This is a genomic window from Psychrobacillus sp. FSL H8-0483, assembly GCF_038637725.1.
Classification (GTDB): Bacteria; Bacillota; Bacilli; order Bacillales_A; family Planococcaceae; genus Psychrobacillus.
In genome coordinates, this window is record NZ_CP152052.1 from 218,806 (window position 1) to 241,222 (window position 22,417).

Annotated in this window: 25 protein-coding genes and 1 riboswitch; of the genes, 13 read left to right on the top strand and 12 right to left on the bottom strand. The window is 36.8% G+C overall.

Going from position 1 to position 22,417, the window contains the following annotated elements:
* Position 1: 1 nt before the first annotated feature.
* Positions 2-700, bottom strand: a complete 699-nt coding sequence (locus MHB48_RS01125; protein WP_342599762.1) for a response regulator transcription factor — start codon at positions 698-700, stop codon at positions 2-4.
* Between the two features lie 108 nt (positions 701-808).
* Between MHB48_RS01125 and MHB48_RS01130 the strand changes: the two genes are divergently transcribed.
* Positions 809-2,017: a DUF418 domain-containing protein gene (locus MHB48_RS01130; protein WP_342599763.1), complete on the top strand. Its 1,209-nt coding sequence runs from the start codon at positions 809-811 to the stop codon at positions 2,015-2,017.
* A 295-nt stretch (positions 2,018-2,312) separates the two neighbouring features.
* On the opposite strand, the gene MHB48_RS01135 is transcribed toward MHB48_RS01130, so the two are convergent.
* From MHB48_RS01135 to MHB48_RS01160, 6 genes are all read right to left on the bottom strand, one after another.
* Positions 2,313-2,681 (bottom strand): VOC family protein, encoded by a 369-nt coding sequence (locus MHB48_RS01135; RefSeq protein ID WP_342599764.1) that lies wholly within the window; start codon positions 2,679-2,681, stop codon positions 2,313-2,315.
* Positions 2,682-3,000: 319 nt separating this feature from the next.
* Positions 3,001-3,501, bottom strand: coding sequence for a DUF1697 domain-containing protein (locus tag MHB48_RS01140; RefSeq protein WP_342599765.1), 501 nt, complete (start codon positions 3,499-3,501; stop codon positions 3,001-3,003).
* Between the two features lie 30 nt (positions 3,502-3,531).
* Positions 3,532-4,260 carry an energy-coupling factor transporter transmembrane component T gene (locus MHB48_RS01145; protein ID WP_342599766.1) on the bottom strand — a complete coding sequence of 243 codons (729 nt, stop codon included), beginning with the start codon at positions 4,258-4,260 and terminating at the stop codon, positions 3,532-3,534.
* A gap of 13 nt (positions 4,261-4,273) precedes the next feature.
* A complete protein-coding gene (locus MHB48_RS01150) occupies positions 4,274-5,677 on the bottom strand; it encodes an ABC transporter ATP-binding protein (RefSeq protein WP_342599767.1) in 1,404 nt (467 codons plus the stop codon).
* Complete coding sequence (locus tag MHB48_RS01155; protein ID WP_342599768.1) at positions 5,637-6,218, bottom strand: ECF transporter S component; 582 nt, start codon at positions 6,216-6,218, stop codon at positions 5,637-5,639. The genes MHB48_RS01150 and MHB48_RS01155 overlap by 41 nt, the downstream gene beginning before the upstream one ends.
* Before the next feature lies 1 nt (position 6,219).
* A complete protein-coding gene (locus tag MHB48_RS01160) occupies positions 6,220-6,801 on the bottom strand; it encodes a YkoF family thiamine/hydroxymethylpyrimidine-binding protein (protein WP_342601275.1) in 582 nt (193 codons plus the stop codon).
* A 78-nt stretch (positions 6,802-6,879) separates the two neighbouring features.
* Positions 6,880-6,987: riboswitch (TPP riboswitch) on the bottom strand.
* A 123-nt stretch (positions 6,988-7,110) separates the two neighbouring features.
* Between MHB48_RS01160 and MHB48_RS01165 the strand changes: the two genes are divergently transcribed.
* Positions 7,111-8,070 carry a D-glycerate dehydrogenase gene (locus MHB48_RS01165; protein ID WP_342599769.1) on the top strand — a complete coding sequence of 320 codons (960 nt, stop codon included), beginning with the start codon at positions 7,111-7,113 and terminating at the stop codon, positions 8,068-8,070.
* A gap of 58 nt (positions 8,071-8,128) precedes the next feature.
* Here the strand turns inward: MHB48_RS01165 and MHB48_RS01170 are convergent, their stop codons facing one another.
* The 4 genes from MHB48_RS01170 to MHB48_RS01185 form a co-directional block, all read right to left on the bottom strand.
* Positions 8,129-9,205 (bottom strand): hypothetical protein, encoded by a 1,077-nt coding sequence (locus MHB48_RS01170; protein ID WP_342599770.1) that lies wholly within the window; start codon positions 9,203-9,205, stop codon positions 8,129-8,131.
* Between the two features lie 451 nt (positions 9,206-9,656).
* A complete protein-coding gene (locus tag MHB48_RS01175) occupies positions 9,657-10,343 on the bottom strand; it encodes a response regulator transcription factor (protein WP_342599771.1) in 687 nt (228 codons plus the stop codon).
* Between the two features lies 1 nt (position 10,344).
* Positions 10,345-11,787 carry a HAMP domain-containing sensor histidine kinase gene (locus MHB48_RS01180; protein ID WP_342599772.1) on the bottom strand — a complete coding sequence of 481 codons (1,443 nt, stop codon included), beginning with the start codon at positions 11,785-11,787 and terminating at the stop codon, positions 10,345-10,347.
* Positions 11,788-12,126: 339 nt separating this feature from the next.
* Complete coding sequence (locus MHB48_RS01185) at positions 12,127-12,441, bottom strand: hypothetical protein (protein WP_342599773.1); 315 nt, start codon at positions 12,439-12,441, stop codon at positions 12,127-12,129.
* 363 nt (positions 12,442-12,804) lie between these two features.
* Between MHB48_RS01185 and MHB48_RS01190 the strand changes: the two genes are divergently transcribed.
* The 9 genes from MHB48_RS01190 to MHB48_RS01230 all read left to right on the top strand — a co-directional run bounded on the left by MHB48_RS01190 (position 12,805) and on the right by MHB48_RS01230 (position 20,493).
* The gene (locus MHB48_RS01190) at positions 12,805-13,509 is read left to right on the top strand and encodes a hypothetical protein (RefSeq protein WP_342599774.1); all 705 of its coding nucleotides are present in this window, start codon (positions 12,805-12,807) and stop codon (positions 13,507-13,509) included.
* A 1-nt stretch (position 13,510) separates the two neighbouring features.
* Positions 13,511-14,266, top strand: a complete 756-nt coding sequence (locus tag MHB48_RS01195; protein WP_342599775.1) for a hypothetical protein — start codon at positions 13,511-13,513, stop codon at positions 14,264-14,266.
* 102 nt (positions 14,267-14,368) lie between these two features.
* Positions 14,369-15,139, top strand: a complete 771-nt coding sequence (locus MHB48_RS01200) for a sporulation protein (RefSeq protein ID WP_342599776.1) — start codon at positions 14,369-14,371, stop codon at positions 15,137-15,139.
* A 241-nt stretch (positions 15,140-15,380) separates the two neighbouring features.
* Positions 15,381-15,950 carry a TetR/AcrR family transcriptional regulator gene (locus MHB48_RS01205; protein ID WP_342601276.1) on the top strand — a complete coding sequence of 190 codons (570 nt, stop codon included), beginning with the start codon at positions 15,381-15,383 and terminating at the stop codon, positions 15,948-15,950.
* Between the two features lie 16 nt (positions 15,951-15,966).
* The gene (locus tag MHB48_RS01210) at positions 15,967-16,860 is read left to right on the top strand and encodes an ABC transporter ATP-binding protein (RefSeq protein ID WP_342599777.1); all 894 of its coding nucleotides are present in this window, start codon (positions 15,967-15,969) and stop codon (positions 16,858-16,860) included.
* Positions 16,860-18,464 carry an ABC transporter permease gene (locus tag MHB48_RS01215; protein ID WP_342599778.1) on the top strand — a complete coding sequence of 535 codons (1,605 nt, stop codon included), beginning with the start codon at positions 16,860-16,862 and terminating at the stop codon, positions 18,462-18,464. Before MHB48_RS01210 ends, MHB48_RS01215 begins: the two co-directional genes overlap by 1 nt.
* Positions 18,465-18,835: 371 nt before the next feature.
* A complete protein-coding gene (locus MHB48_RS01220; protein WP_342599779.1) occupies positions 18,836-19,456 on the top strand; it encodes a TetR/AcrR family transcriptional regulator in 621 nt (206 codons plus the stop codon).
* 9 nt (positions 19,457-19,465) lie between these two features.
* On the top strand, positions 19,466-20,152 hold the full coding sequence (locus tag MHB48_RS01225; protein ID WP_342599780.1) for an MBL fold metallo-hydrolase: 687 nt from the start codon (positions 19,466-19,468) through the stop codon (positions 20,150-20,152).
* A gap of 2 nt (positions 20,153-20,154) precedes the next feature.
* A complete protein-coding gene (locus MHB48_RS01230; RefSeq protein WP_342599781.1) occupies positions 20,155-20,493 on the top strand; it encodes a YrdB family protein in 339 nt (112 codons plus the stop codon).
* Between the two features lie 133 nt (positions 20,494-20,626).
* Here the strand turns inward: MHB48_RS01230 and MHB48_RS01235 are convergent, their stop codons facing one another.
* The gene (locus MHB48_RS01235; RefSeq protein WP_342599782.1) at positions 20,627-20,986 is read right to left on the bottom strand and encodes a methyl-accepting chemotaxis protein; all 360 of its coding nucleotides are present in this window, start codon (positions 20,984-20,986) and stop codon (positions 20,627-20,629) included.
* 135 nt (positions 20,987-21,121) lie between these two features.
* On the opposite strand from MHB48_RS01235, the gene MHB48_RS01240 reads away from it, so the two are divergent.
* Positions 21,122-21,826, top strand: coding sequence for a GntR family transcriptional regulator (locus tag MHB48_RS01240; protein WP_342599783.1), 705 nt, complete (start codon positions 21,122-21,124; stop codon positions 21,824-21,826).
* Positions 21,827-21,991: 165 nt separating this feature from the next.
* Complete coding sequence (gene phnG, locus MHB48_RS01245) at positions 21,992-22,414, top strand: phosphonate C-P lyase system protein PhnG (RefSeq protein WP_342599784.1); 423 nt, start codon at positions 21,992-21,994, stop codon at positions 22,412-22,414.
* Positions 22,415-22,417 lie beyond the last annotated feature (3 nt).

The following is a 22,417-nucleotide window of genomic DNA, read 5'->3' on the forward strand; positions in this document are numbered from 1 at the left end:
ATTATCGTTCCTCACTAATGAGCTTGTAGCCAATCCCGCGAATCGTCAGGAGAAGCTGTGGACTTCCTGGGTTCACTTCAATTCTCTCTCGTAACTTTCGGATATGTACCATAATGGTATTATCATCGATAAAATGTTCCTCGCCCCATACTTGCCCATAAATTTGTTCTTTTGATAATACTTGTCCAGGATGTTCACAAAAGAAATGGAGTAAGTGAAATAGTTTTCCAGCTAATACAGTAGTTTTTCCTGCAACGGTAAGTTCTGCTGCTTGAATATCTAATTGAAAGCGTCCGAAATCATATACAGGTTTTGACTTTGTAATGGAGGGTAAGTATCTTTTCATTTGTACTTTCACGCGTGCTGCAAGCTCCATTGGATTAAAAGGTTTTGTAATATAATCATCTGCTCCGTACATAAAGCCTCTAATTTTATCTGCATCATTTGCTTTTGCTGTTAAGAAGAAGATCGGTGCATCTGATTGTTTTCTAATATGTTCTGCTAAATCGAGACCTGTTCCATCAGGTAACATAATATCTAATATATATAAATCATACGTATTTTGTGTAATATGTGTAGTGGCATCTTTAATACTTGTACAAACATTGATATTGTTAAATCCTTCTTTTCTTAATACGATATCCACCATGTCTCCTATTGCTTGTTCGTCATCTACAACTAGAATTTTCACATCTACCATTTATCCCACTCCACCATTTAAGATTTCTTTAAGGTACGTTTCATTTTGATATAAGCTTTCTATCTTATACTAACAAATGAGCGATAGAAAATTCTAGGAGGACTACGAATGAATTTCCAGAGAGTAAGACTGATAGATAGCTTAAGAGGGCTTAGCTTGTTCGGTATTTTACTGGCAAACTTACTTATTTTCCAGTATGGGATATGGGGGAAGGAAGAAATCTCTTTCTTCTCTTTGTCTAATATAGATGTTAGTGCGTATAAATCTATCAAAATAGCTGTCGAAGGTAGTTTCATGCCAATCTTTACGTTTCTATTTGGATATTCCATTATTAAGCTAGTAGAGTCTTTAAAAAGTAAAGGCGTAAGAGTGAAGTTGCATTTAGTAAGAAGGTTTCTAATGCTGATGGTTATTGGAATATTGCATGGTACTTACTTGTGGGAAGGTGATATTTTATTCTTCTACGGATTGATGGGATTCTTTCTCTTACTTTTTATTAATAGAAAAAAGAAAACGCTTATCATTTGGGGAAGCACTTTATTTATACTAACGAGCGCAATGGGGTATGGAGTATATGAAGAAACGAAAGAAGAAGCTGAAAAAGCATCTTCTTATATCGTACAGACAAATGATGTATATAAAAATGCCACGTATTTGGAGATTAAAGATCATAGGGAAAATGAAAGTCCGTTACTGGTAGAAAATGAAATTCTCTTGCTATTTGTGATGATTTTTGCTCCTTTTATGACAGCACCGTTATTTTTATTCGGAATGGCCGCGGCTAAAGGGAAAATATTTACTAAGCCCCACGCAGAGCAAAAATGGTATAAAGTTGGAGCGATACTTTTGCCAGTAGGGCTTGCGTTAAAAAGTGTGAGTGTAATATATGAAGAAAATGCATGGTCAGCAATATTATTAACTGTAGGTGCACAGCTGCTTTCGCTTGGATACATCGCAGCATTTTCGATTCTGTTTGTATCATTTTCAAATTCGATTGTATTTCGTGGATTCGAAAGTGTCGGCAAGCTTTCTCTTACAAACTATATAATGCAAACTGTTATTTGTACGACTATTTTTTACGGGTACGGGTTAGGGCTTTTTGGAGAGCTTGGAATGCTGAACAGTATTATTCTAGGGCTAGTAATTTTTGCTCTGCAATGTGTGTGTAGCACGCTATATTTAAAAATGTTCCGTCGTGGTCCACTCGAGCATATTTTACGAATAGGAACTAACTTTTCTTGGAATGGATCTGTGAAGAAAAAGAGAACTTTCTTTAAAAAATCGAAAAAAGTAAACTTAGAAAGCGGAACTATCTAATAAATCCTTAAAATAAAATGGGTGATGAAAAACAAATTGTTTTTTGTCACTCATTTTTATATAAGAATAAGAAAGTATACAAATATTTTGATGCCAGGAACAGGTTGATTTCCGCTGCAGGCGGACGCTTTCCAGGAGGCAAGCATCTAGCTGCTTCCCTTGCTCCACTTAAAGTGCGCGTGCGCTTTTCTCAATAGTTTGCAACAAGAACAACAAAATCCTGCATTATTAATACAGGATTTTGAACTATTTTCAGGAGATTGCGGGGCTATGTCGCAATCCTATTTTATATTGCTTAAATCCATTCCAATATTTCTATTCGATTACCAAAAGGATCGTGTACATATATTCTGTTTGCTCCAGGTAAATCTGTATCTACAATGAAGCTGACTTCATTTTTCGTTAGATGTATCTTTAAAGCTTCGAGATTTTGTATTTCAAAAGCTGGATGTGCTTTTTTGGCTGGAGCAAATGGATCTTCTATTCCTATATGAACTTGATAGGAAGCAAATGAAAACCAAACTCCTCCTCTTTTCCTCAAGTTTTCCGGCTTTTCGATTTCTTGTAATCCTAGTATTTCTCCAAAAAACCTTCTCGCGATTTTTTCTGAACCTTTAGGAGCAGCTAGTTGAACATGATCGATTGATTTAAATGCAAATGACATGATAAATCCCCCTTGTTTTGTTCTATTTTAATCTTATCCTAATGAATAGTATTTGGAAATTTTATTGTAATGATGATTATGCATAAGAATTACTTATGTAGAAAAAAGTACATGCCTGGATCCGATTGATTTTTGAAAGCGTATATTTGTAATTTGAGTTGAGTGGACAGAAAATTTTCTATCCGGTCAGAAATCCATTTATACGGTCATATTTATTTCTATCCGGTCAGAAAAAATTCTGAACGGTCACAAAATCGTTTATCCGGTCACAAAACATCAACATAAAAAGGTTTCCACCAACATCTGGCGGAAACCTGATTTACATTTTCTCTATTATTTTATTAACCGTATTTTGATTTCGTGCAGTAGAAACCATGCCAAGCTTCTTTTCAAAAAAAGTATTCGTAAATTTGGTCTGATGATAATTTTTCGACAGACTAATAATGAGATTTCTTTTATTTAGGACGACGAAGTCATCATCAACTAAGCTGTCTAGTAAATCTTGCTGTTCATCCGTAATTTCTTGCGCTAGAAACATGACATATACCTGATCCTTTAAGAAAATTGGGTGCTGTTGAATCTCTTCTAATTCTTCGTTCGAACGGACAACAACCGGTATGTCAAAGCCATAAGTGTCACGTAGCGAATTCTCCATTTGCTGAACATCATAGGTTTCATCATCAAAAATAACATTTCCAGTTTGTATGTAAGTCCGTACATTCTCATAGCCCATATCTTTAAAGAGGGCCTTCAATGACTTCATATCCACTTTATTTTTAGCACCAAGATTAATTCCACGAAGTAAAGCAACAAATGACAACCTCACCACTCCCATGTGTTCTAACTATAACTAGTATAAACCAAACCACAAGTGATTCGTACAGCTTAATATTAATACGAATAAAAACATAACTGACATAGCTAAGTCCACTTTACCTATAGAAATGACATGGTAATAGCTACTTCTTCGCTCTCCTATAAATCCCCGAGCCTCCATCGCAAATGCTGCACGTTCTGCTTTTCGAACAGCACCAGCAAGCATAGGAATCAATACTCGCCGAATGCCAAGCAAACGCTGCAAAGCATTTTTCTCTCTAGCTACTCCTCGTAAGCGTTGTGCTTGCCCGATTTGCACAAATTCATCCTTCAAAACAGGTAAAAATTGATAGCCGACCATCACACCATATGCGATTTTTGGTGATAGCTTCAATTGTTGCATTAAACTCAAGATGAACGTAACAGGGTTCGTTGTTAACGCGAACAATAAAGACAGGCTAGAAAATGCTAACACGCGAAAACTTAACGAAAGTGCATGATCCAACTGCGATACAGTAATTTCCAATCTCCCCAAAGTCCAAATAACAGTACCAGATTGAGCTTCTGCAAAAACAAGTGTGGTCCAAAAATAACCAAAAGCCGTAATGAAAAATGGAAGCATAAACAAAAACCATTTCTTCCAATTAATATGACTAAACAACAGTTGCAGCAAAAGCACACCAATCCAGAACACAAGCGGTGTCCAAGGATCAAAAAAGAACGCCATCGTAAACATACAAACGGTAATCAATAAAAACTTCACCGAAGGATTCATCCTATGCAAAGCATTTTTCACTACTCAACAATCCTTTCGGAGGAAGTAAATGATGATTTAATAATAATTGCTCGTCGCCCCAAACAGCATCTGCTTCAAACTTCCCGGTCAACCGACCATTATCCATCAATAAAATCGAATCAGCCAAACAATAAGCAAATTCCATATCATGCGTAACGATTAAAAAAGTTGTTCCAGCTCGGGCTCGCTCATCAATTAGTTGGAATAACTCGAAAAGCGCTGCTGCATCCTGACCAGAAGTGGGTTCATCCATTAAAATCACTTCACGCCCATCACAGAGCATTGCTGCAACGGCCACACGACGCTTTTGTCCGTGACTAACCGCAAAAGGATGTGCCGTCGCAATAGGTATGAGCTTCAGCCGAGCTAACATTTCGTCCACATCACTTCCGCCACCATATGCCACCTCATCACGTACATTTTGGGTGAGAAATAAAAACTCTGGTGATTGTGGTACATAGCCTAAAAACTTAGGTTTAACAGTACCACTTGAGGGGATTAGCTGGCATAATGCCTTTAATAATGTAGACTTTCCGCTTCCATTTGAACCGGCAAGCACGGTTATTTCACCACGATTTAACGTAAAATTAGTTTCTTGCAAGAAGATCTTTGCTTGTACTTTATGAACGACAAGCGAAGTATTTTCTTGTTTCGTGCTATTCCGTTTTTCTATAGTAGAAGCAATCTCCGTTTGATTTAACGATATGCTTCTTTCAAAAAAATCTCCCCAGATATCCAATCGATGCTCAATAGCAACAACGGTCATTGCTCGTTTTTTCTGCAACCTATCCAACCAATTCACATATTTCTTTGCAGTATATGGATCTAAATGCGCAAGTGGCTCATCTAGTAACAAAACCTCTGGATTCATAATCAGTGCACAGGCAGTAGCAATTCGTTGTTTTTGACCGCCAGATAGCTGCTGAATAACTGCATGACGAAACTCGCTTAAGTCCGTTAAAACCAACACTTCGCATATTCTTTTGTCCATTTCTTCTCTTGGGACGTGTAAATTTTCTAGTGTAAAAGCTAGCTCTTCTTCTACCGTCTGCATGCAAAACTGTGCATCGGGATCCTGAAACACAGTCGCTACCCTGTGATTTATTTCTCCAGGAACGAACGACAAACTATCCTGTCCAAACAATTTTACGGAACCAGACAAAACACCATCGCAGTTATCAGGATACAAGCGATTACACAAATAAAGTAACGTCGTTTTTCCGCAACCACTAGGTCCAGTGATGACCACACGTTCACCACGCTGAATAGAAAAGGAGAAATCCTCCAATATCCATTTCTCCTCATCTGGATAACGAAAACTTACCTGTTCAAAATGGATGACATCATGCACGAACATCACCTTTTTTAGGACGTGAAATTGCATAGCCTCTTAGCGACCCAGTCGCAAGCAATCCGTCGGCAATCCCTTTTCCGCCAACACCTGCAAGTAAAGCTCCACTCAAAATTCGAATACCTAACATGAGCGCGACATAACCAGTACTATACACCGTAAATCCACCTAACAAGTACCCGTAGACAAAGCTAAATAACGATGATCCAACACCAGCTAGCATCAATACCCACAGATCAAAGCGTTTATAACGAGTTGCAGCAAATACGGCCTCGGCACCTAAACCTTGGATAACTCCTGAAAGTATTAACCTCGGACCAACTGCATTTCCAAGCAACACTTCAATAGCCGCTGCAATCGTTTCTGAAATCACCGCCGCACCAGGCTTGCGAATAATATACATACAAATAATCGATACGATAAACCAGATGCCGAAAATCCATTCATACGCAATTGGCCCAATAAAACCTGCCCAAATATTCCCGACATGTAAGAATAGTAGATACACGATTCCAAACACGGCTGCAAATAAAGACATGAGTACAATCTCTTTTAACTTCCAAGATTTCAACATATTAAAGACCTCCGTGCGAAGGACTATTTATACTCATCGAAACCGTCATCACTAAATGCTTATGTTCTTCTGAGCGGGCATGCGTAAATGTCTCTTCATAAAATGCAAACACGTCATGAATATCGCCGTGAATACCACTTGCATAGTGCATGGAATCATTGAAAACACCACGCTCCTTCGCACGATCTACTTCTCGGTAAATAATGTCCATATAATTTTGATTATTCATCGGATAAAGTGCAAATTGGGAAGACACGTATTGCTTTGTCATATCTTTATTCGCTACTTCATCTCCTTTGTCTAAATATACATCTCCGGCTGTATCACCAGGACAACCCGCAGAAAATGTACCAGATAACGCAATGTGCACGCCAGTCTTGGCAGCGTGCAACGTGATTGCCTTTGCCACATTAAACACATGTACTTGCTTCCCTCGAATTACTGTGGATACGTCATCTGTATGCATCCATACATTCGTCGTATCCGTATCTTGAAGTGCTCCTTTAATGACGGAAATAAAATCATTGGTCATCGGATGTAACGAAAAACGAAATCCGACGATTGGGCTTAAACCACATTGCATCATAAAACCTCCTAAATTTTTTCATAAAAAAAGACCACATCCGTGAAGATGCAGCCACTTATCCAATATAAAAAAATTCGGAAAGTCACTGCACTTCCTCACGCAGGTATTATCCTGATCGAGTAATAAGGGATCGGAGCTAAAAAGCTCTCATCACAGCCAAAGTGGGCACCCCTAGTGCAGAAAACGGTATGTAGTTTTTTTAATGTGCCCCCAGTATACCCTACGAAATTAGCATTGTAAATGCAGTTGCAAAATTTCATACTTTCGTCCATGCTTAAGCTATCAGAATATTTGGAGGTTACAAATTTGAAAAAAATATTAATTACGCGCAAATTACCAGATGAAGTTGTGAACCCATTAAGGGAAAAATTTGAAGTAAAGATGTGGCATAGTGATGATGTGCAAATGACTTATGAGGAGTTAAAGTTAGAAGCAAAAGATGCTCATGCAATTTGGACTATGCTTTCTGATAAATTGGATCGAGCACTTATTGAAAGTTTGCCAAATTTAAAATTGATTAGTAATTTAGGGGTTGGATACAATAATATCGATGTTGACGCAGCAAAAGAGCATGGAATTATCGTAACAAATACTCCAGGAGTTTTAACAGAAACTACTGCAGATTTAACATTTTCTTTACTTCTAGCTACTGCTCGTCGTGTAATGGAGGCAGAACGTGATCTTCGTGCAGGTAAGTGGAAGTCACGGTCACCAATGCAGTATACAGGGATGGATGTTTTTGGTGCAACCCTTGGTATCATTGGAATGGGGAGAATCGGAGAAGCCGTTGCAAGGCGTGCAAAAGGTTTTGATATGAATGTTCTTTACCATAATCGAACAAGAAAAATGGAATCCGAAGAAAAGTACGGTTTTACGTATGCAGAATTAGATACATTGCTGAAGGAATCAGATTTCATCGTTCTGTTAACGCCATTAACACCTGAAACGAAGGGATTAATTGCAGAACGTGAACTAGAATTGATGAAAGAAACCGCTGCAATCATTAATGTTGCGCGTGGTGGAGTCATTGACGAACAAGCCCTATACGAAGCATTAACGACAAATAAAATCTGGGCTGCTGGTCTAGATGTATTCGAAGTGGAACCAGTTCCTTTAGACCACCCATTACTCACATTACCGAATGTTACTGTGCTACCGCATATCGGAAGTGCAACCATCCGTACGAGAATTGCTATGATGCAAATGAATGCTGACGATATTGAAGCAGTTTTGGAGAATAAAGAGCCAGAGAATAGAGTAGTATAAAAAATACCAGATCAGAGCTATTTCCATTTCTCTGATCTGGTATTTCGTTGTTCTTATATTATTTAGTCACTAAGGATACATCACTTGCTGTAGCCCAATCGTTCATTGGAACCACAATATATGTTGCACCGGGCTTTAATGTATTGTCTTTAACATCAAAGATACCAACTGCACCTTTACGAGAAGAGAAGCGATATTGTGCTTGAATCTTGCTTCCATCTTCAGCTTGTAATTCTACGCTTCGACCTGCAAGTAATTCCATACCAGGATCTTTATCTAATGTTAATTGGAATGATTTATCATCAATTGCTTCTGCTGATTTGACTGTCAACGGAGCAATCTCTTTCGTTTCGAAGGTTGGATTTTTAATTGTTGCCCAATCAGATGACACAGTATATGTTGTACCAGGTGTTAAAGTTTGTCCTTCTGATAAACGGAATTTTGGTGCTTGTCTACCATCTGCTGCTTGGGTAAAGGGTACATAATTCGCTGTAATTTCTTCTCCATTATCTGCTGTAATTAATACTGTACGATCTCGTAAAGAAGATATCACTTGATATTGGTTTCCATTGTCATCTTTATTTTCGTCATCTACTTGAAAAGAAAGATCACCTCTACCGGCCTTATATGCTTCAATAATATTCGCATAATCTGTTACGCCATCTTCCTTAAAAGATTCAATTTCAAACGTATCGTTTGTAACTTGTTTGGTTTGGCTTAAATTAATTTTTTCTTCACTTGCTTCAAAGGATTGTTTTTCTCCATTTTTATAGATAACAGTATAAGTTGTTCCTGGTTTTTGTATGGTAACAGGAATAATATATGTGCTTTCCGAACCGATTTTTAATCTAGGAACATTGACTAAGCTTAACTCATGATCAAATTCAAAGTTTTTCTTTATTATATCCAGATTATCTGGATTAACGTCTTCTTCCAATAATGGCGTAGAGAATGTTATTTGTAATGTCATCGCATTTAACGCTTGTAAATCCGAGATTTGTGCTTCGTTTTGTGTTTCCTTTTGAGGTTGTTCTTGTTTTTGTTCACTTTGATTGTTTTGTGTTTCCGTATTACAACCTGTTATTGCTAATGTCAATCCAAGTAGTATAGGTGATAATAATTTTGCTTTTTTCATGATGACATCTCCTCAGTTTAGTTGTGTGTTGCTATTTGTAGACTTGTTATTCCTAAAAACTATATTAGTCCTAAATCCTAAAATCTAACTAATCAATTTCTTAAAAAAGGATAAACTTTTTAATAACATTTCTTAATATAAATAAAAAAATGGGGCTGTCCAATAAGTCCATAAATTGAAGCAGGTGTAAAAAAAGAGTCTTTTCTACACCTGTTTTTTGTATACTTTTTATTAAAACTACTATTTTTTGTAGGCAATTAATTGTAGTGAAAGACGGTGACTCCAGCGGGAATAGCATGAGCTGAAGGCCCCGCAGGAGCGAAAGCGACGAGGAGACTGAAGCCATGCCCGCGGAAAGCGTCCGTCTGGAACGGAAATCAATACATTGGAAAAGGGACCATCTCTCAGTCAATGTATGACTTTAGAGACAGCCCCTGGTAAAGCTTATTATTTAAACATTAAAGCGATATCCGGCTCCCCAAACGGTTTCTAGTAATTTCGGATGAGCAGGTTCTCTTTCAATTTTGCTACGTAATTTTCCAATATGGACGGTTACAGTAGAAACATCTGCAGCTGACTCAAAACCCCAGATGTTTTCATAAAGTTGCTCTTTGCTCAACACTTGGTTTGGGTGCATTACAAGAAAAACGAACAAATCGAATTCTTTTGTTGTAAATGGTACTTCTTCCCCGTTTATATGGACTCTACGTGATGATTTATCAATGGATATTCCGTGAATATAGATTGTGTTTGATTTGTTTTGATTTCCGGCTAAGCGTTCATATCGTGCCAAATGTGCTTTAACTCTAGCAACCAGCTCACTTGGACTAAAAGGCTTTGTAATATAATCGTCAGCACCTAAACCAAGACCTCGAATTTTATCGATATCTTCCTTTTTGGCAGAAACAAATAATATAGGGATGTTCTTGACAGCACGTATTTGTTTGCATATCTCAAATCCACTTATTCCTGGAAGCATGATATCTAGAATAATTAAGTCATAGTTACCTTGAAGGGCATGTTGGAGTCCAGCATCACCAGTATGCTGCATATCGACAGTAAAATTATTGATTTCTAAATAATCTCTTTGTAATTCTGCGATACTAACTTCGTCTTCAATAAGTAAGATATTTTTCATTTTAACTTCCTTTCCTTAAGGTAAAGAAAACATTTGTACCTTTTCCTAATTCGCTCGTTGCCCAAATCTCTCCACCATGCTCCACGATAATTTGTTTTGCAATCGCAAGTCCTAAGCCACTTCCACCTGTTTGTGAGTTTCTAGATTGTTCAGCTCGGTAAAAACGATTAAAAATATGAGGTAAAGCGGAAGGTTCTATTCCTTGACCGTTATCTGTGATTTTAATAGTGATATCATTATTTCCTTCAATTAGAGAAATGGTAATGTTCTTCTGAACTTTATCCATATATTTCACACAATTGTTAATTAGGTTAACCATTACTCTTTTTAGTTTCTCTCTATCTGCTGCCACGTACATCGGCTTATGCATTAGATCAAATTCAATTTTAATTCCGTCTTGAAGTAGTTCTAAATGAAGTTCTTCTACATAGTCTCGCATATACTGATTCAGTTCGATGATTTCAAAAGAGAAGGGTTCTTTTTTTAAGTCTAATTTGGAGAACAAGAACAATTCGTCTATCAATGAATCCATATCTTTTGCTTTTAAGTGAATGATGGATAAATATTTATCCGTTTTTTCAGGGGTATTAGCCACACCGTCTTTTATTCCTTCAACGTATCCAATAATCGAGGTAATGGGTGTCTTCAAATCATGCGAAATATTGGATAGTAGTTCTTTCCGATTTTCCTCATACTGTAGCTGAAGATTTACAGATTCTTTTAATTTAATTCTCATTTCTTCAAAAGACCTATTTAACTGTCCGATTTCATCATTCGAAGTGGCTTTGATTTCAAAGCTTAAATCTCCTGATTTTATTCGATGTGCACCATTTGTCAGAATAGATATGGGAAGGATAATACTTCGCGATACTAAATAGTTTAAAAGTCCAATAATTACTATAAACAGAAATAGTAATAGGCCAAATAAAATTGGAAACAACTCCTTAGCCAACTCGGCATAGGAACTTGCCTTTCTCAATACAAATATACTTCCTTTGCTTTTATCTGGAAAATAAAAGTCGAATTTCACATATGTGAAAAAAGAATTATCGATTTTTATCGAATCTCGCGTATTTATATTTGTTTCTTCAAATCCAGGGAGAGAGATAGACAATGCTTGCTTATCAAGAGTGGGGGAAGCGTACTCGACATTATTTTCTTTTCTAACTACAAGATTGATACCTTCTTGTTCAATTCTTTTTAGTTGCTCTTCGTCTAGAAGCTGGGAAGGATTATTTTTAGCTAATAGCTTCAAGTCTAGAAAAGCACTTTCTTCAACCGTAGTCAAAGGTTTTTGAACATAAGTCTTTTTATAAAAATGCTCGATAGAATTTATATCACCCGTTATCGAAAAAATAATTAAAAAGCCAGCTGCTAGCAATAATGTGAATGAAAAAAGTATTACTCCTACGTAGGACAATAGAAATCGCATTTTAATTGACATTTTTAATCACCTCACAATCACTATTTATCAAATGTATAAGAAACTATATGAACCATAACACGCAATCCTTAAAAATTTCTAAAGTATGTATGAAAAATCTATAAACAACAGACTTATTAATCACTACTTGAGATAATGCGAGGGAGCGGTGAACTAGATTCTTCTTAGTAGCTTCAGTTACTCCTCACCAATTTTAGTTTACGCGTATTTCGACAGGATTATAATGAAGAATAGCTAATAACTGCTCTGCCATATAAGTAGAAGAATACGTAAAATTATTGTCGATCCATTCTATAATCATTCCTACAGGATAAGGTCACCCAAAACAAACGATTAAAATCAAATGACTGTGCAACTATAGCTGCAACAAATATCGAAAGCTCCACTAAGGACAACGCGAAGAGAAGGCTTGGAAATAATTATTTCCCGGTGAATATTAGTAATTGGTTTACTTGCAATGGTACTTGCCTCGTTGAATAAATCATACAAAGTTTCTAAATTGTCATCCCGTATTTCAACTGACTGGGTTGGTTTATGCCCTTTATTGTCAATAGATTTCGCGATTGATCGAATCCCCTCTATTAATTCGTCTGATAATACACCTGCTTTCATTTCTAAGTGTTCATTTGCATGACGTAACGAATGCTCCGACAATTGCCACCATAATAGCGGAAATAAATGGAGAAGGTGCTGTATATGTACCTAATCCCATAGCAACTGACAAACCTAGTACTGCAAACAGTAATTTTTTTGCACGAAAAGCATAAGGAATATTAAAATGATATTCTTTCTGCAGGGACTACAAAAGAGAGGTCCATATGAAGTAGCCAGACAATACATAATTATTATGTAGTATTATTCCAAAAAGTTGTTTAATACCTTAGAAAGCCTATTTCTAAGCTGAAAGAAGTTGCTTTGATTAAAAGGGATTTTAATTGATCTAGTTTTAAAAAAGAGGTGATAGTTGGATTAATATAGAAATTATGGATATAGACTTGATGAAGGGGGGGATTTTTCTTGTGGAATGGAAACATTGTGGAGATATTCACTATAGTTTTGGCTTGGATTACAGTCGGTATTATTGCAAATCGTTTGTATAAAAATAAATTGATGAAACCAGAGCTATGGAAAATGATTGTGGTCATCTTGATTGGTCTCTTTTCATTTTCTTTTCATTTTACTGTATTTGGTACGTTCTTGAAGATTTCCATCTTGCCACTTGGAGTATGGGTTATGTATGGGTTTTTAAATAGAAACAAAGAACAGTGGGAGAAATATCAACCCTTTGCTTGGTTAGGCTTTTTTGCTAACTATATTATCTTAGCGTCTACATTAATAGCAATACCGATAAATTACTTACTGTATTCGGAAGATGAACTAGCAACTTATATGTCACATGTAGAAAATGCTTTCATAATTACTATTCATCCATCTGGGCAGGAACGTTCTTTTAGTCATGAAAACTTTCAAAGACAATTGAATAGTATGAGTCAAGAAATGATTTATAGTGACGAATGGTATAACGAGACGTATATGAATGCCGAGCCAAATAGAAGGAACGAACGATTTCCATATATGCTAGTGAATACCTCCCCAAAATGGGGGAGCGGTCTTCAAACGAGTATTTATGTAGAAGGTGACGGAAAAGGGCTCTTAATTTCAACCCCTAAAAAGGACATATATTTTCGATCCGAAGACTCCTTGTTAGGGGAGGCGAAATAGCATGAAGAAAAAGATCTTCATTTATTTTGGAAGTATCGTATTCCTACTGACAGTTGTCCTTATCTATTGGTTTTATTTTTCAAAGCCTAATCCTTTTCCGACGGACGAACAATTAGTAAAAGAGATGAATAGCCTGTTTCCTGAAGTTTCTGCAAGTATTATTCAAGAAGTTATTTACTTGGATAAAGAGCATGCATTTGTTCCCTTTATCTCGGAAGAGGACCATTATGGTATAAGTTTCTGGGTGTGGAAACATCACAAATGGATGGTTGAATTTATGGATACAAACGGAAATGTGCGGGTTTGGAAAATAAATAATAATGATCCCTCTACTTATCACTTTGTATGGAATTCCGCTTCTTCAGAACAGCTAAACTATATGAATCTATACTTAATTAAAAAGAGGAATTATTATGTCACCGATAACGTTCATCATTACTTTCCAGGGGTACAAATGGAAGAGAAGATTTCCCTTCCTAAAACGACCTATGGAAGCTTGCCGATATCGAACGAATGGGTTTCTGTTATTGACTCCTTAAATAAATTAAATTCGGCCAAGCAACCTGACCCATTCTTCCCTTTCTATACTCCTCAGCAGGATATATATTTTGGTTGGAATACCATTGATAAATCGGATGAAATAACTTATCCGGATCGTAATTTAAATAGTAGTACATCCTGGAATGGCGATTCGAATATAGAGTATTTACTCTTTATAAATGACTACTCAGAACTTGAATATCCTTATCAAAAATGAATCAATAAAACATTTCATGTAGGAATGAATATTTTGGAACCTTTATTTACTAAGTTCGTATAGTAATTGAATAACATTAAAACTGCAAAGGAGAATCTACTTATGTCATTTTTTAATAAAGTACTAGCGAGCGTTGGGATTGGTGGAGCGAAAGTAGAAACGAAGTTAGAGAAATCTACGTATGTAGCTGGAGAAATGATGAATGGGGAAGTGGAAGTGTATGGAGGGAATATTGAACAACAAATTGACTCCATCTACTTAACAGCGAATACTACGTATATCAGAGAATCAGATGATAAAAAATATACAGCTGTTGCTTCAGTGAAATCGTATAAGGTCCATGAACCGTTTACAATTGGAGCAAACGAAACGAAAGTAATTCCATTTTCTTTAGAGCTTCCAGTTGAAACGCCTGTAACACTTGGAAATACACGAGTATGGGTGAGCACAGGACTAGATATTAAAAATGCAGTAGATCCGACAGATAAAGACTATATAGAAGTTCGACCAACAAGACTTGCTGAGCAAATTTTAGAAGCAGTAGAACAACTCGGCTTCCGATTACGTAAAGCGGAATGTGAACAAGCTTCTAGAAGAATACGTACTACGTATCCATTTGTTCAAGAGTTCGAATTCATTCCAACGAGCAGTTTATATAGAGGAAGATTAGATGAATTGGAGATTGTATTCCTTTCACAAACTGAACAATCCGCAGAGATCCTTATGCAAGTAGATCGTAGAGCAAGAGGATTAGGAGGGTTTCTTTCCGAAGCACTTGAAACGGATGAGAGTCATATTAGACTTTCCATTACTACACAAGATTTACCGAATTTAAATGAAAAGCTAAAACAAATTATCTCTAGACACCTTTAAGAAACTTCGAAAAATTAAATGAAGAACTAAGCCCCAGAAACCATTACTACCTGTTTCTGGGGCTTTTAAGATGACTAAAATTTTCCTCTTATCGAAAATCAAATGCTGAAAATATGGTAAAATTATATCGACCACACTGGTCTATAATTATTTTTTTAGCAATAAAATAATCATTGATAGGAGGAGACTAGAAATCACAAAAACATTTGAAAGTCTGGATTCCAGTAAGCAAAAAAGAATTATAGAAGCTGCTCTAAAAGAGTTTAGGGAAAAGGGCTTTGACCAAGCTTCTACCAATCAAATAGTGAAGGAAGCAGGGATTGGTAAAGGAATGCTCTTTTATTATTTCAACAATAAACTAGATCTGTATTCGTACTTAATTGACTATTGTCTTGTAATCGTGGAAGAAGAGTATTTCGGAGCAATAGATGGAAAAGAACCGGATTTGTTTGAGCGTATGAAACGAATCGTAGTAGTCAAAATGGATTTCCTATCAAAGTATCCAGAAGCAATAAACTTTATAGGTACCATATTATCGAATGATCAAATCGATGCAAACGTAAAGTCTAGGATAGAAGCGTTACATAACGATGGATACACAAAAATTTACGGGAATTTGGAATACTCATTTTTTAAAGAAAATATAGACGTTCCAAAAGCATTTAACTTGATTCGATGGGCGGTTGAAGGTTATGAAAATGAGGTAAAACTCCGTTTGAAAGGTCAAGATTTAAGTGCAATCAATTATGAATCTTATATTGAGGAGTTTTTTAGTTATTTAGACATGATGCGTACCTTTTTTTATAAATAAAGGGAGAGTGAGAAACATGACGATAATTAATACAAAAAACTTAACAAAGAAGTTTGGAAAATTTACTGCTTTAGATCATGTGGATCTCGATGTGAAGGAAGGGGAAGTGTATGGTTTCATCGGCCCTAATGGAGCAGGTAAATCCACCACCATTCGTCTTTTGCTAGGTATGATTAAGGCTACGGAGGGAGAAGCAACTATTTTCGGACTGGATGCTTGGAAAGATGCTGTGGATATACATAAGCGCTTGGCATACGTGCCAGGCGATGTTAACTTATGGCCAAACTTAACAGGCGGAGAAGTAATCGACCTATTTATGAAATTACGTGGAGCGAGAAATAAAAGCCGACGGGAAGAAATGATTGAAAAGTTTAAATTAGACCCATCTAAAAAATGTAGAACCTACTCTAAAGGGAATCGACAAAAAGTTGCGTTAGTAGCTGCATTTGCATCCGATGCGGATCTATACATTTTAGATGAACCGACATCTGGACTTGACCCATTGATGGAAAAAGTGTTCCAGGATTGTGTTCTGGACTCCAAGAAAGAAGGAAAAAGCATTCTACTTTCCAGTCATATATTATCGGAAGTAGAAAAATTATGTGATAGAGTAGGAATCATTCGCCAGGGGAAAATAATTGAAACAGGTAGTCTAAATCAATTACGTCATTTAACACGAACAAATTTACTGGTCGAAACGAAACAACCAATGATCGGATTAAGTGAATTAAATGGTGTTTATACAATAGAAGAAAAGAACCAAACTCTTTCGTTCCAAGTAGATACAGAAGAATTGGATGTTGTGATAAGACATATTAGCCAGTTCGGCATAGTGAGATTAGAAAGTGCACCACCAACTTTAGAAGATTTGTTTATGCGCCACTATAAAGGAGTCGGAGGTGTATCCTAATGTCAAAGCAACCATTAAAACATACAGGGATGCTTGTACGTTTTATATTACGCCAAGATCGTCTACGGATTCCTATATGGATAATCGCTTTAGTGCTAATCACTTTCAGCACAGCCATTTCCTTTTCGGATTTGTACCAAAATCAGGAGGAAAGACAGGCAATCGCACAAACAATGAGGAACCCAGCTATGACGGCGATGGTTGGTCATAGTGGAGGGTTAGATAATTATACGAATGGAGCGATGATGGCTCATCAAATGTTGCTTTTCAGTGCTATAGCGGTTGCCATCATGAGTATTTTACTTGTTGCTAGACATACTCGTTCAGAGGAGGAAGATGGGCAGTTGGAAATGATCCGCGCCCTACCAGTTGGACGTTTGTCGAATTTAAGTGCAACTATCCTAGTTGTCAGTGGCACGAATGTGTTATTAGCAATAATAGTGGGTTTTGGATTGTATTCATTAGGAATTGAGAGTTTAGATTTAGAAGGTTCCTTCTTATATGGAGCAGTTTTAGGTGCAACTGGAATTTTTTTCGCAGCGGCGACCGCAATATTTGCCCAGCTTTCGGAGAACTCTCGTGGGACAATAGGATTAAGTTTCGCAGTACTTGGACTTGCGTATTTCATCCGAGCAATTGGTGATGTTGGGAATGCAACACTGTCCTGGTTTTCCCCACTAGGAATCGTATTAAAAGCGGAAGTATATGTCCACAATTACTGGATGCCTATTATATTAGTGATCACTTTAGCGATACTTTTATTGGTGCTAGCATTCTACCTAAATTCCATTCGTGATTTAGATGCGGGATTTTTACCTGCAAAACCGGGCAAAGTGCATGCATCGCCATTTTTGCAGAGTCCGATTGGTCTAGCGCTAAGAATTCAACGTACTGGATTAATTGCTTGGGCAATTGGTTTGTTTCTATTGGGGGCTTCCTATGGGTCTGTTTTAGGTGATTTAGAATCCTTTTTCAAAGATGTAGAAATGATGGAAGCTCTAATAACACCCGTCGAAGGGTTTACGTTAACAGAACAATTTATACCAATGTTAATGACGGTCATAGCAATGTTTTGTACAGTACCGGCTCTCCTAGTAGTTTTTAAGCTGAAAGGTGAAGAAAAGAAGAATTATACGGAACATATACTTAGCCGTGCGGTATCACGATCGCGGACAATGGGAAGTTATTTTATAATTTCAATAGTTACTAGCATTGTAATGCTTTTATTAGCAGTTCTCGGACTGTGGTTTTCAAGTGTAGTTGTGATGGAGGATGCCATTTCCTTTAGTACAATTTTTAAAGCAGCAATGGTTTATTTACCTGCAATCTGGACGATGATTGGTTTAGCGGTATTTTTAGTAGGATTTCGACCTACAAATACAAGCATTACATGGTTGTATTTTATTTATTCATTTATTGTAGTTTACTTAGGGGCGTTACTTCAATTTCCGGATTGGTTGAGGAATCTTTCACCATATGGTCATATTCCACAGCTTCCAGTAGAAGAAATGGATTTTATGGCAGTTTCGGTATTATTAATCATTGCAATTGTTTTATCTATCTTTGGATTCATCACTTATAATAAACGAGATATTTTAGGTTAATAGAGGATGGGGCTGTCAAATAAGCCCATAAATTGAAGCAGGTGTAGAAAAACGAGTCTTTTTCTACACCTGTTTTTTGTATACTTTTCATTAAACTACTATTTTTTTGTAGGCAATTGATTGTAGTGGAAGACGGCGACTCCAGCGGGAATAGCATGAGCTGAAGGCCCCGCAGGAGCGAGAGCGACGAGGAGACTGAAGCCATGCCCGCGGAAAGCGTCCGTCTGGAACGGAAATCAATACATTGGAAAAGGGACCATCTCTCAGTCAATGTATGATTTTAGGGACAGCCCCGTCTTTATTTTGACACTAAACTAACCACTGGTTATAATATAACCAATGGTTAGTTTAGTGGAGGATGAAATAATTAAATGAAAAGTAAACAAGAGAAACGTTCGGAAGAAACAAAAATGATGATTTTGGAATCTGCTGGAAATTTATTTGCTGCAAAAGGTTATGATGCCGTAACAATCCGTGAAATAGCAAAGGCTGCAGAGTGTTCGCATACAACGATTTATCTTTACTTTAAAGATAAGGAAGCGCTGCTTCACCAACTTTCTATGCCACCACTTCAAGAGTTGCACAACCAATTACACCAAATTGCAAGTAAGAATACATTAACAGCTGAAGACAAACTAAAAAGAATTAGTCTCGAATATATCCACTTTTGCTTAAAAAATAGAAATATGTACGATATTTTTTTCAACGCAAAATCTTCTAGAGTAGATGTCGAAGAGCCTGAACTGGAAATTAATAAACTTCGAATTGAAATATTTGAACTGATGAAATTTGTTCTTCAGGAATGCTTAATAATTTCAAAAAACGACCAATTACTCGCTTTTTCTCGTATTTATTATTTCCATTTGAATGGCATTTTAAGCACATACTCGTATCAGCATGAACCGCTGGACGTATTAATGGAAAGATTGGCACCAACATTTGACCTAGCAATCGAAATTCTTCTATTAGGCTTTAAAGAAAAATTGAAGTAAGGGGATAAAATGATGAGAGCAAAAAAGATTTCTGAACATATTTGGAGTTTAAAAATGTGGATGATCATTCCAATTCATGTATGGGTTGTTGTGGATGAGGACGGTGTCACGTTAGTAGACGCGGGCATGCCGATGATGGCAAAAGGAATCATAAAATTCATTGACCAATTAAATGCCGGTCCTTTACAAAGAATTCTCTTAACCCATGGACATTCGGATCATGTTGGGGCTGTGAAAGCTATCTTGAACAAGTATGAAGTTCCAATATACGCACATCGAGTTGAAATTCCCTATATGCAGGGAGATATTATCTACCCAAAAAGAAAAAAACTGGAACATAACTTACCAAAACAATTATCTCATCCACTCTTAGAGGGTGAGAATGGCAACTTAAAATCGATAGGTGGACTTACACCATTCTTTACGCCCGGCCATTCACCCGGTCACGTCGTTTACTACCATGAAAAAGATCAAATATTGTTAGGTGGAGATCTCTTCACTTCTAAGAAAGGTAAGCTTCAACCGCCGATGTCTTCGTTTACAGCAGATATGATACAAGCGGTAAAAAGCAGCTCTATTGTGGGGGAATTAAAACCAAAACAGTTGGAAATATGTCATGGGAATGCAGTGCTTCATCCGGCAGATCAGCTAGAGGAATACACTTTAAGAATGGAAAGAAAACTAGGAGGTAGGTAATCATGGTCTTTGTTCAATATACGGTACTAGGTATCTTTTTTCTGATGGAATTATGTGCACTTGCAGCATTCTCCTATTGGGGGTTTCATTTGAACAGAGGTTGGTTCATAAAAATTTTGTTAGGTATAGGCGCCCCTCTTCTTGTTGCAATCTTTTGGGGGACCTTCATCGCTCCAAAAGCATCTATTCCTGTGTCCATCCCGGTACGAATTATATTGCAGCTTATTATATTTGCATTAGCTATAGCGGCCCTGTATTTCTCAAGTAAAAGTATGCTGGCAGTCGTATTTCTGGTTGTTGTAGTAGTTGAAATGATCATCATGTATTCCATGGGGTGGTAATCTAATTTACGTAGATACCTATCTTATTCTATAGCTATTTTCATACTTTCGTTAACTAGAGCAAGTGTCGTCAGCCTTTTAAAAAAACAGCCTTCTAACATAAGCATGTTTGTTCGAAGGCTAGTCTCATTTCTTATCTATTCTGTTCTGCTTTCTGTAACAGGCTGTATGTCAGTCGTGACAAACCTTCCGTTGTTTGGCTTATTTCCTCGATGGACTGGACGATTTTGTCTAAATCCTCTTTGTTGCGCCCAAACATATCCACATAGTTTTCCACTTCAAATTTTACAGTGACCAAACCGTTTTTAGCTTGTTGTAGCTTTGTTTGGGATTGCTCGTTAGAGTGTGTGATTTCCTCCATTTGCTTGACCAAACTGGTTATATTGGAATTGTTTTTTTCGATTAATGTATTAATATTGCTGCTTAGCAACTTCGAGTTTTCTGCTAGCTTTCTCTCACCCCGCGGAAAGCGTCCGCCTATAGCGGAAATCAAATATACTTTATTCTGCGTAAAATATATATTTCTTTAGTTTCCTTCGTGTTTTTTTCATGTAAATTGGAATTATGAAATTGATTCAGAATGGTTTAAAATCGATGGAAAAGGGAGAGGGTTCTTATTTCAGTAGATATGGAAACTCAAATAATTGATGACATCATGCATCGTATCGTTTCAAAGGCAATTAAACATGGGGAAAAACTTCCTTCTGAAAACGAACTTGCAAAAAAGTATCGAGTACCTAGAATGACTGTAAGAAATGCACTGACAAAATTAGAAGAACGAGGATACATTTTTTCGGAGCAAGGCAAAGGACGTTACTTAAAAGAGAAATCTATTCCAATTCAATTACACCTAACTGGTAAAACTAGCTTTACAGATAAAATGAAGCAAGCGGGATATGAATTAAAAACAGAGAATAATGTGTGTGAAAAGATTGTCTATAATGAACATATTTATAGAAGTTTAAACTCAGACGAAGAGGAAGAGGTCTATAAAGTAGGGAGAATACGCTATATTAATGGGGAACCGATGGCGATTCATTATTCATTCGTCAGTAAAAAGATGTTTCCAGAAATCGCAGAAGACGGTCCAGCGATAGAGTCTATGTTTGCTTACTATCGAAATTTCGGTTACAAGGAATTTACAAGTAAAAAAAGTATGTTAAGCATTACATTTCCAACTTCTGAAGAACAGCAACTGTTATCTTGTAAAAGTATGGTGCCCCTTATTATAGTCGAGAGCGATTGTATTGATGTACACTCCAACAAAGTACTAGAGCATACGAAAATACTCTATCGAAGCGATAAATTTAAATATGATATAACAATGGATTAACTAACGAACAGGTAAAGGACAAGATTGTCCTCTACCTGTTTTTTGTTTAGCAGGCTAACATTTTTCACCTAATTATTAAGAAAATTTACAAAACATTTACGATACCTTAAAACACAAGCACTTGGCGACAAGTTACGATGAGTTTGCAAAGGAGGATTCAACCATATGAAACGAAGAAGAAGAACCGAGATTCTCATTCAAGGAGATGGCCACTTGGCACAACAGTTTGCAGAATCCATTATCGATACCTATGAATGCCGTGAGATTCTGGAACCGCAATATGGATTAACAATGATCAAAATGCGTGAAACGGCAAAAAACTCACTATTTTATATAGGAGAAGTCCTTATTACAGAAGCAAAAGTAGAGATAAATAACCGCATTGGAATCGGTATTGTTGTTGGCATGAAAGATGAGCTGGCCAAACATTTAGCGATTATCGATGCAGCATATAAAGCGGAAATACCTGAAACCATCACTTGGGAAGATTCCTTAATAAAGGCGGAAAAACAAATCGTAAAAGAGCGTGCCACAAAGCAATCGGAACTTTTCAAGACCATAGTGAACTTTGAAACAATGGAAGTTTAAGCG

What these genes read in the sequence shown, in the direction of transcription:
- MHB48_RS01125 (WP_342599762.1), bottom strand. Translation starts at nt 700, where the DNA reads ATGGTAGATGTGAAAATTCTAGTTGTAGATGACGAACAAGCAATAGGA.
- MHB48_RS01130 (WP_342599763.1), top strand. Translation starts at nt 809, where the DNA reads ATGAATTTCCAGAGAGTAAGACTGATAGATAGCTTAAGAGGGCTTAGC.
- MHB48_RS01135 (WP_342599764.1), bottom strand. Translation starts at nt 2,681, where the DNA reads ATGTCATTTGCATTTAAATCAATCGATCATGTTCAACTAGCTGCTCCT.
- MHB48_RS01150 (WP_342599767.1), bottom strand. Translation starts at nt 5,677, where the DNA reads ATGCAATTTCACGTCCTAAAAAAGGTGATGTTCGTGCATGATGTCATC.
- MHB48_RS01155 (WP_342599768.1), bottom strand. Translation starts at nt 6,218, where the DNA reads ATGTTGAAATCTTGGAAGTTAAAAGAGATTGTACTCATGTCTTTATTT.
- MHB48_RS01160 (WP_342601275.1), bottom strand. Translation starts at nt 6,801, where the DNA reads ATGCAATGTGGTTTAAGCCCAATCGTCGGATTTCGTTTTTCGTTACAT.
- MHB48_RS01170 (WP_342599770.1), bottom strand. Translation starts at nt 9,205, where the DNA reads ATGAAAAAAGCAAAATTATTATCACCTATACTACTTGGATTGACATTA.
- MHB48_RS01175 (WP_342599771.1), bottom strand. Translation starts at nt 10,343, where the DNA reads ATGAAAAATATCTTACTTATTGAAGACGAAGTTAGTATCGCAGAATTA.
- MHB48_RS01180 (WP_342599772.1), bottom strand. Translation starts at nt 11,787, where the DNA reads ATGTCAATTAAAATGCGATTTCTATTGTCCTACGTAGGAGTAATACTT.
- MHB48_RS01195 (WP_342599775.1), top strand. Translation starts at nt 13,511, where the DNA reads ATGAAGAAAAAGATCTTCATTTATTTTGGAAGTATCGTATTCCTACTG.
- MHB48_RS01200 (WP_342599776.1), top strand. Translation starts at nt 14,369, where the DNA reads ATGTCATTTTTTAATAAAGTACTAGCGAGCGTTGGGATTGGTGGAGCG.
- MHB48_RS01210 (WP_342599777.1), top strand. Translation starts at nt 15,967, where the DNA reads ATGACGATAATTAATACAAAAAACTTAACAAAGAAGTTTGGAAAATTT.
- MHB48_RS01215 (WP_342599778.1), top strand. Translation starts at nt 16,860, where the DNA reads ATGTCAAAGCAACCATTAAAACATACAGGGATGCTTGTACGTTTTATA.
- MHB48_RS01220 (WP_342599779.1), top strand. Translation starts at nt 18,836, where the DNA reads ATGAAAAGTAAACAAGAGAAACGTTCGGAAGAAACAAAAATGATGATT.
- MHB48_RS01225 (WP_342599780.1), top strand. Translation starts at nt 19,466, where the DNA reads ATGATGAGAGCAAAAAAGATTTCTGAACATATTTGGAGTTTAAAAATG.
- MHB48_RS01230 (WP_342599781.1), top strand. Translation starts at nt 20,155, where the DNA reads ATGGTCTTTGTTCAATATACGGTACTAGGTATCTTTTTTCTGATGGAA.
- MHB48_RS01240 (WP_342599783.1), top strand. Translation starts at nt 21,122, where the DNA reads ATGGAAACTCAAATAATTGATGACATCATGCATCGTATCGTTTCAAAG.
- phnG (WP_342599784.1), top strand. Translation starts at nt 21,992, where the DNA reads ATGAAACGAAGAAGAAGAACCGAGATTCTCATTCAAGGAGATGGCCAC.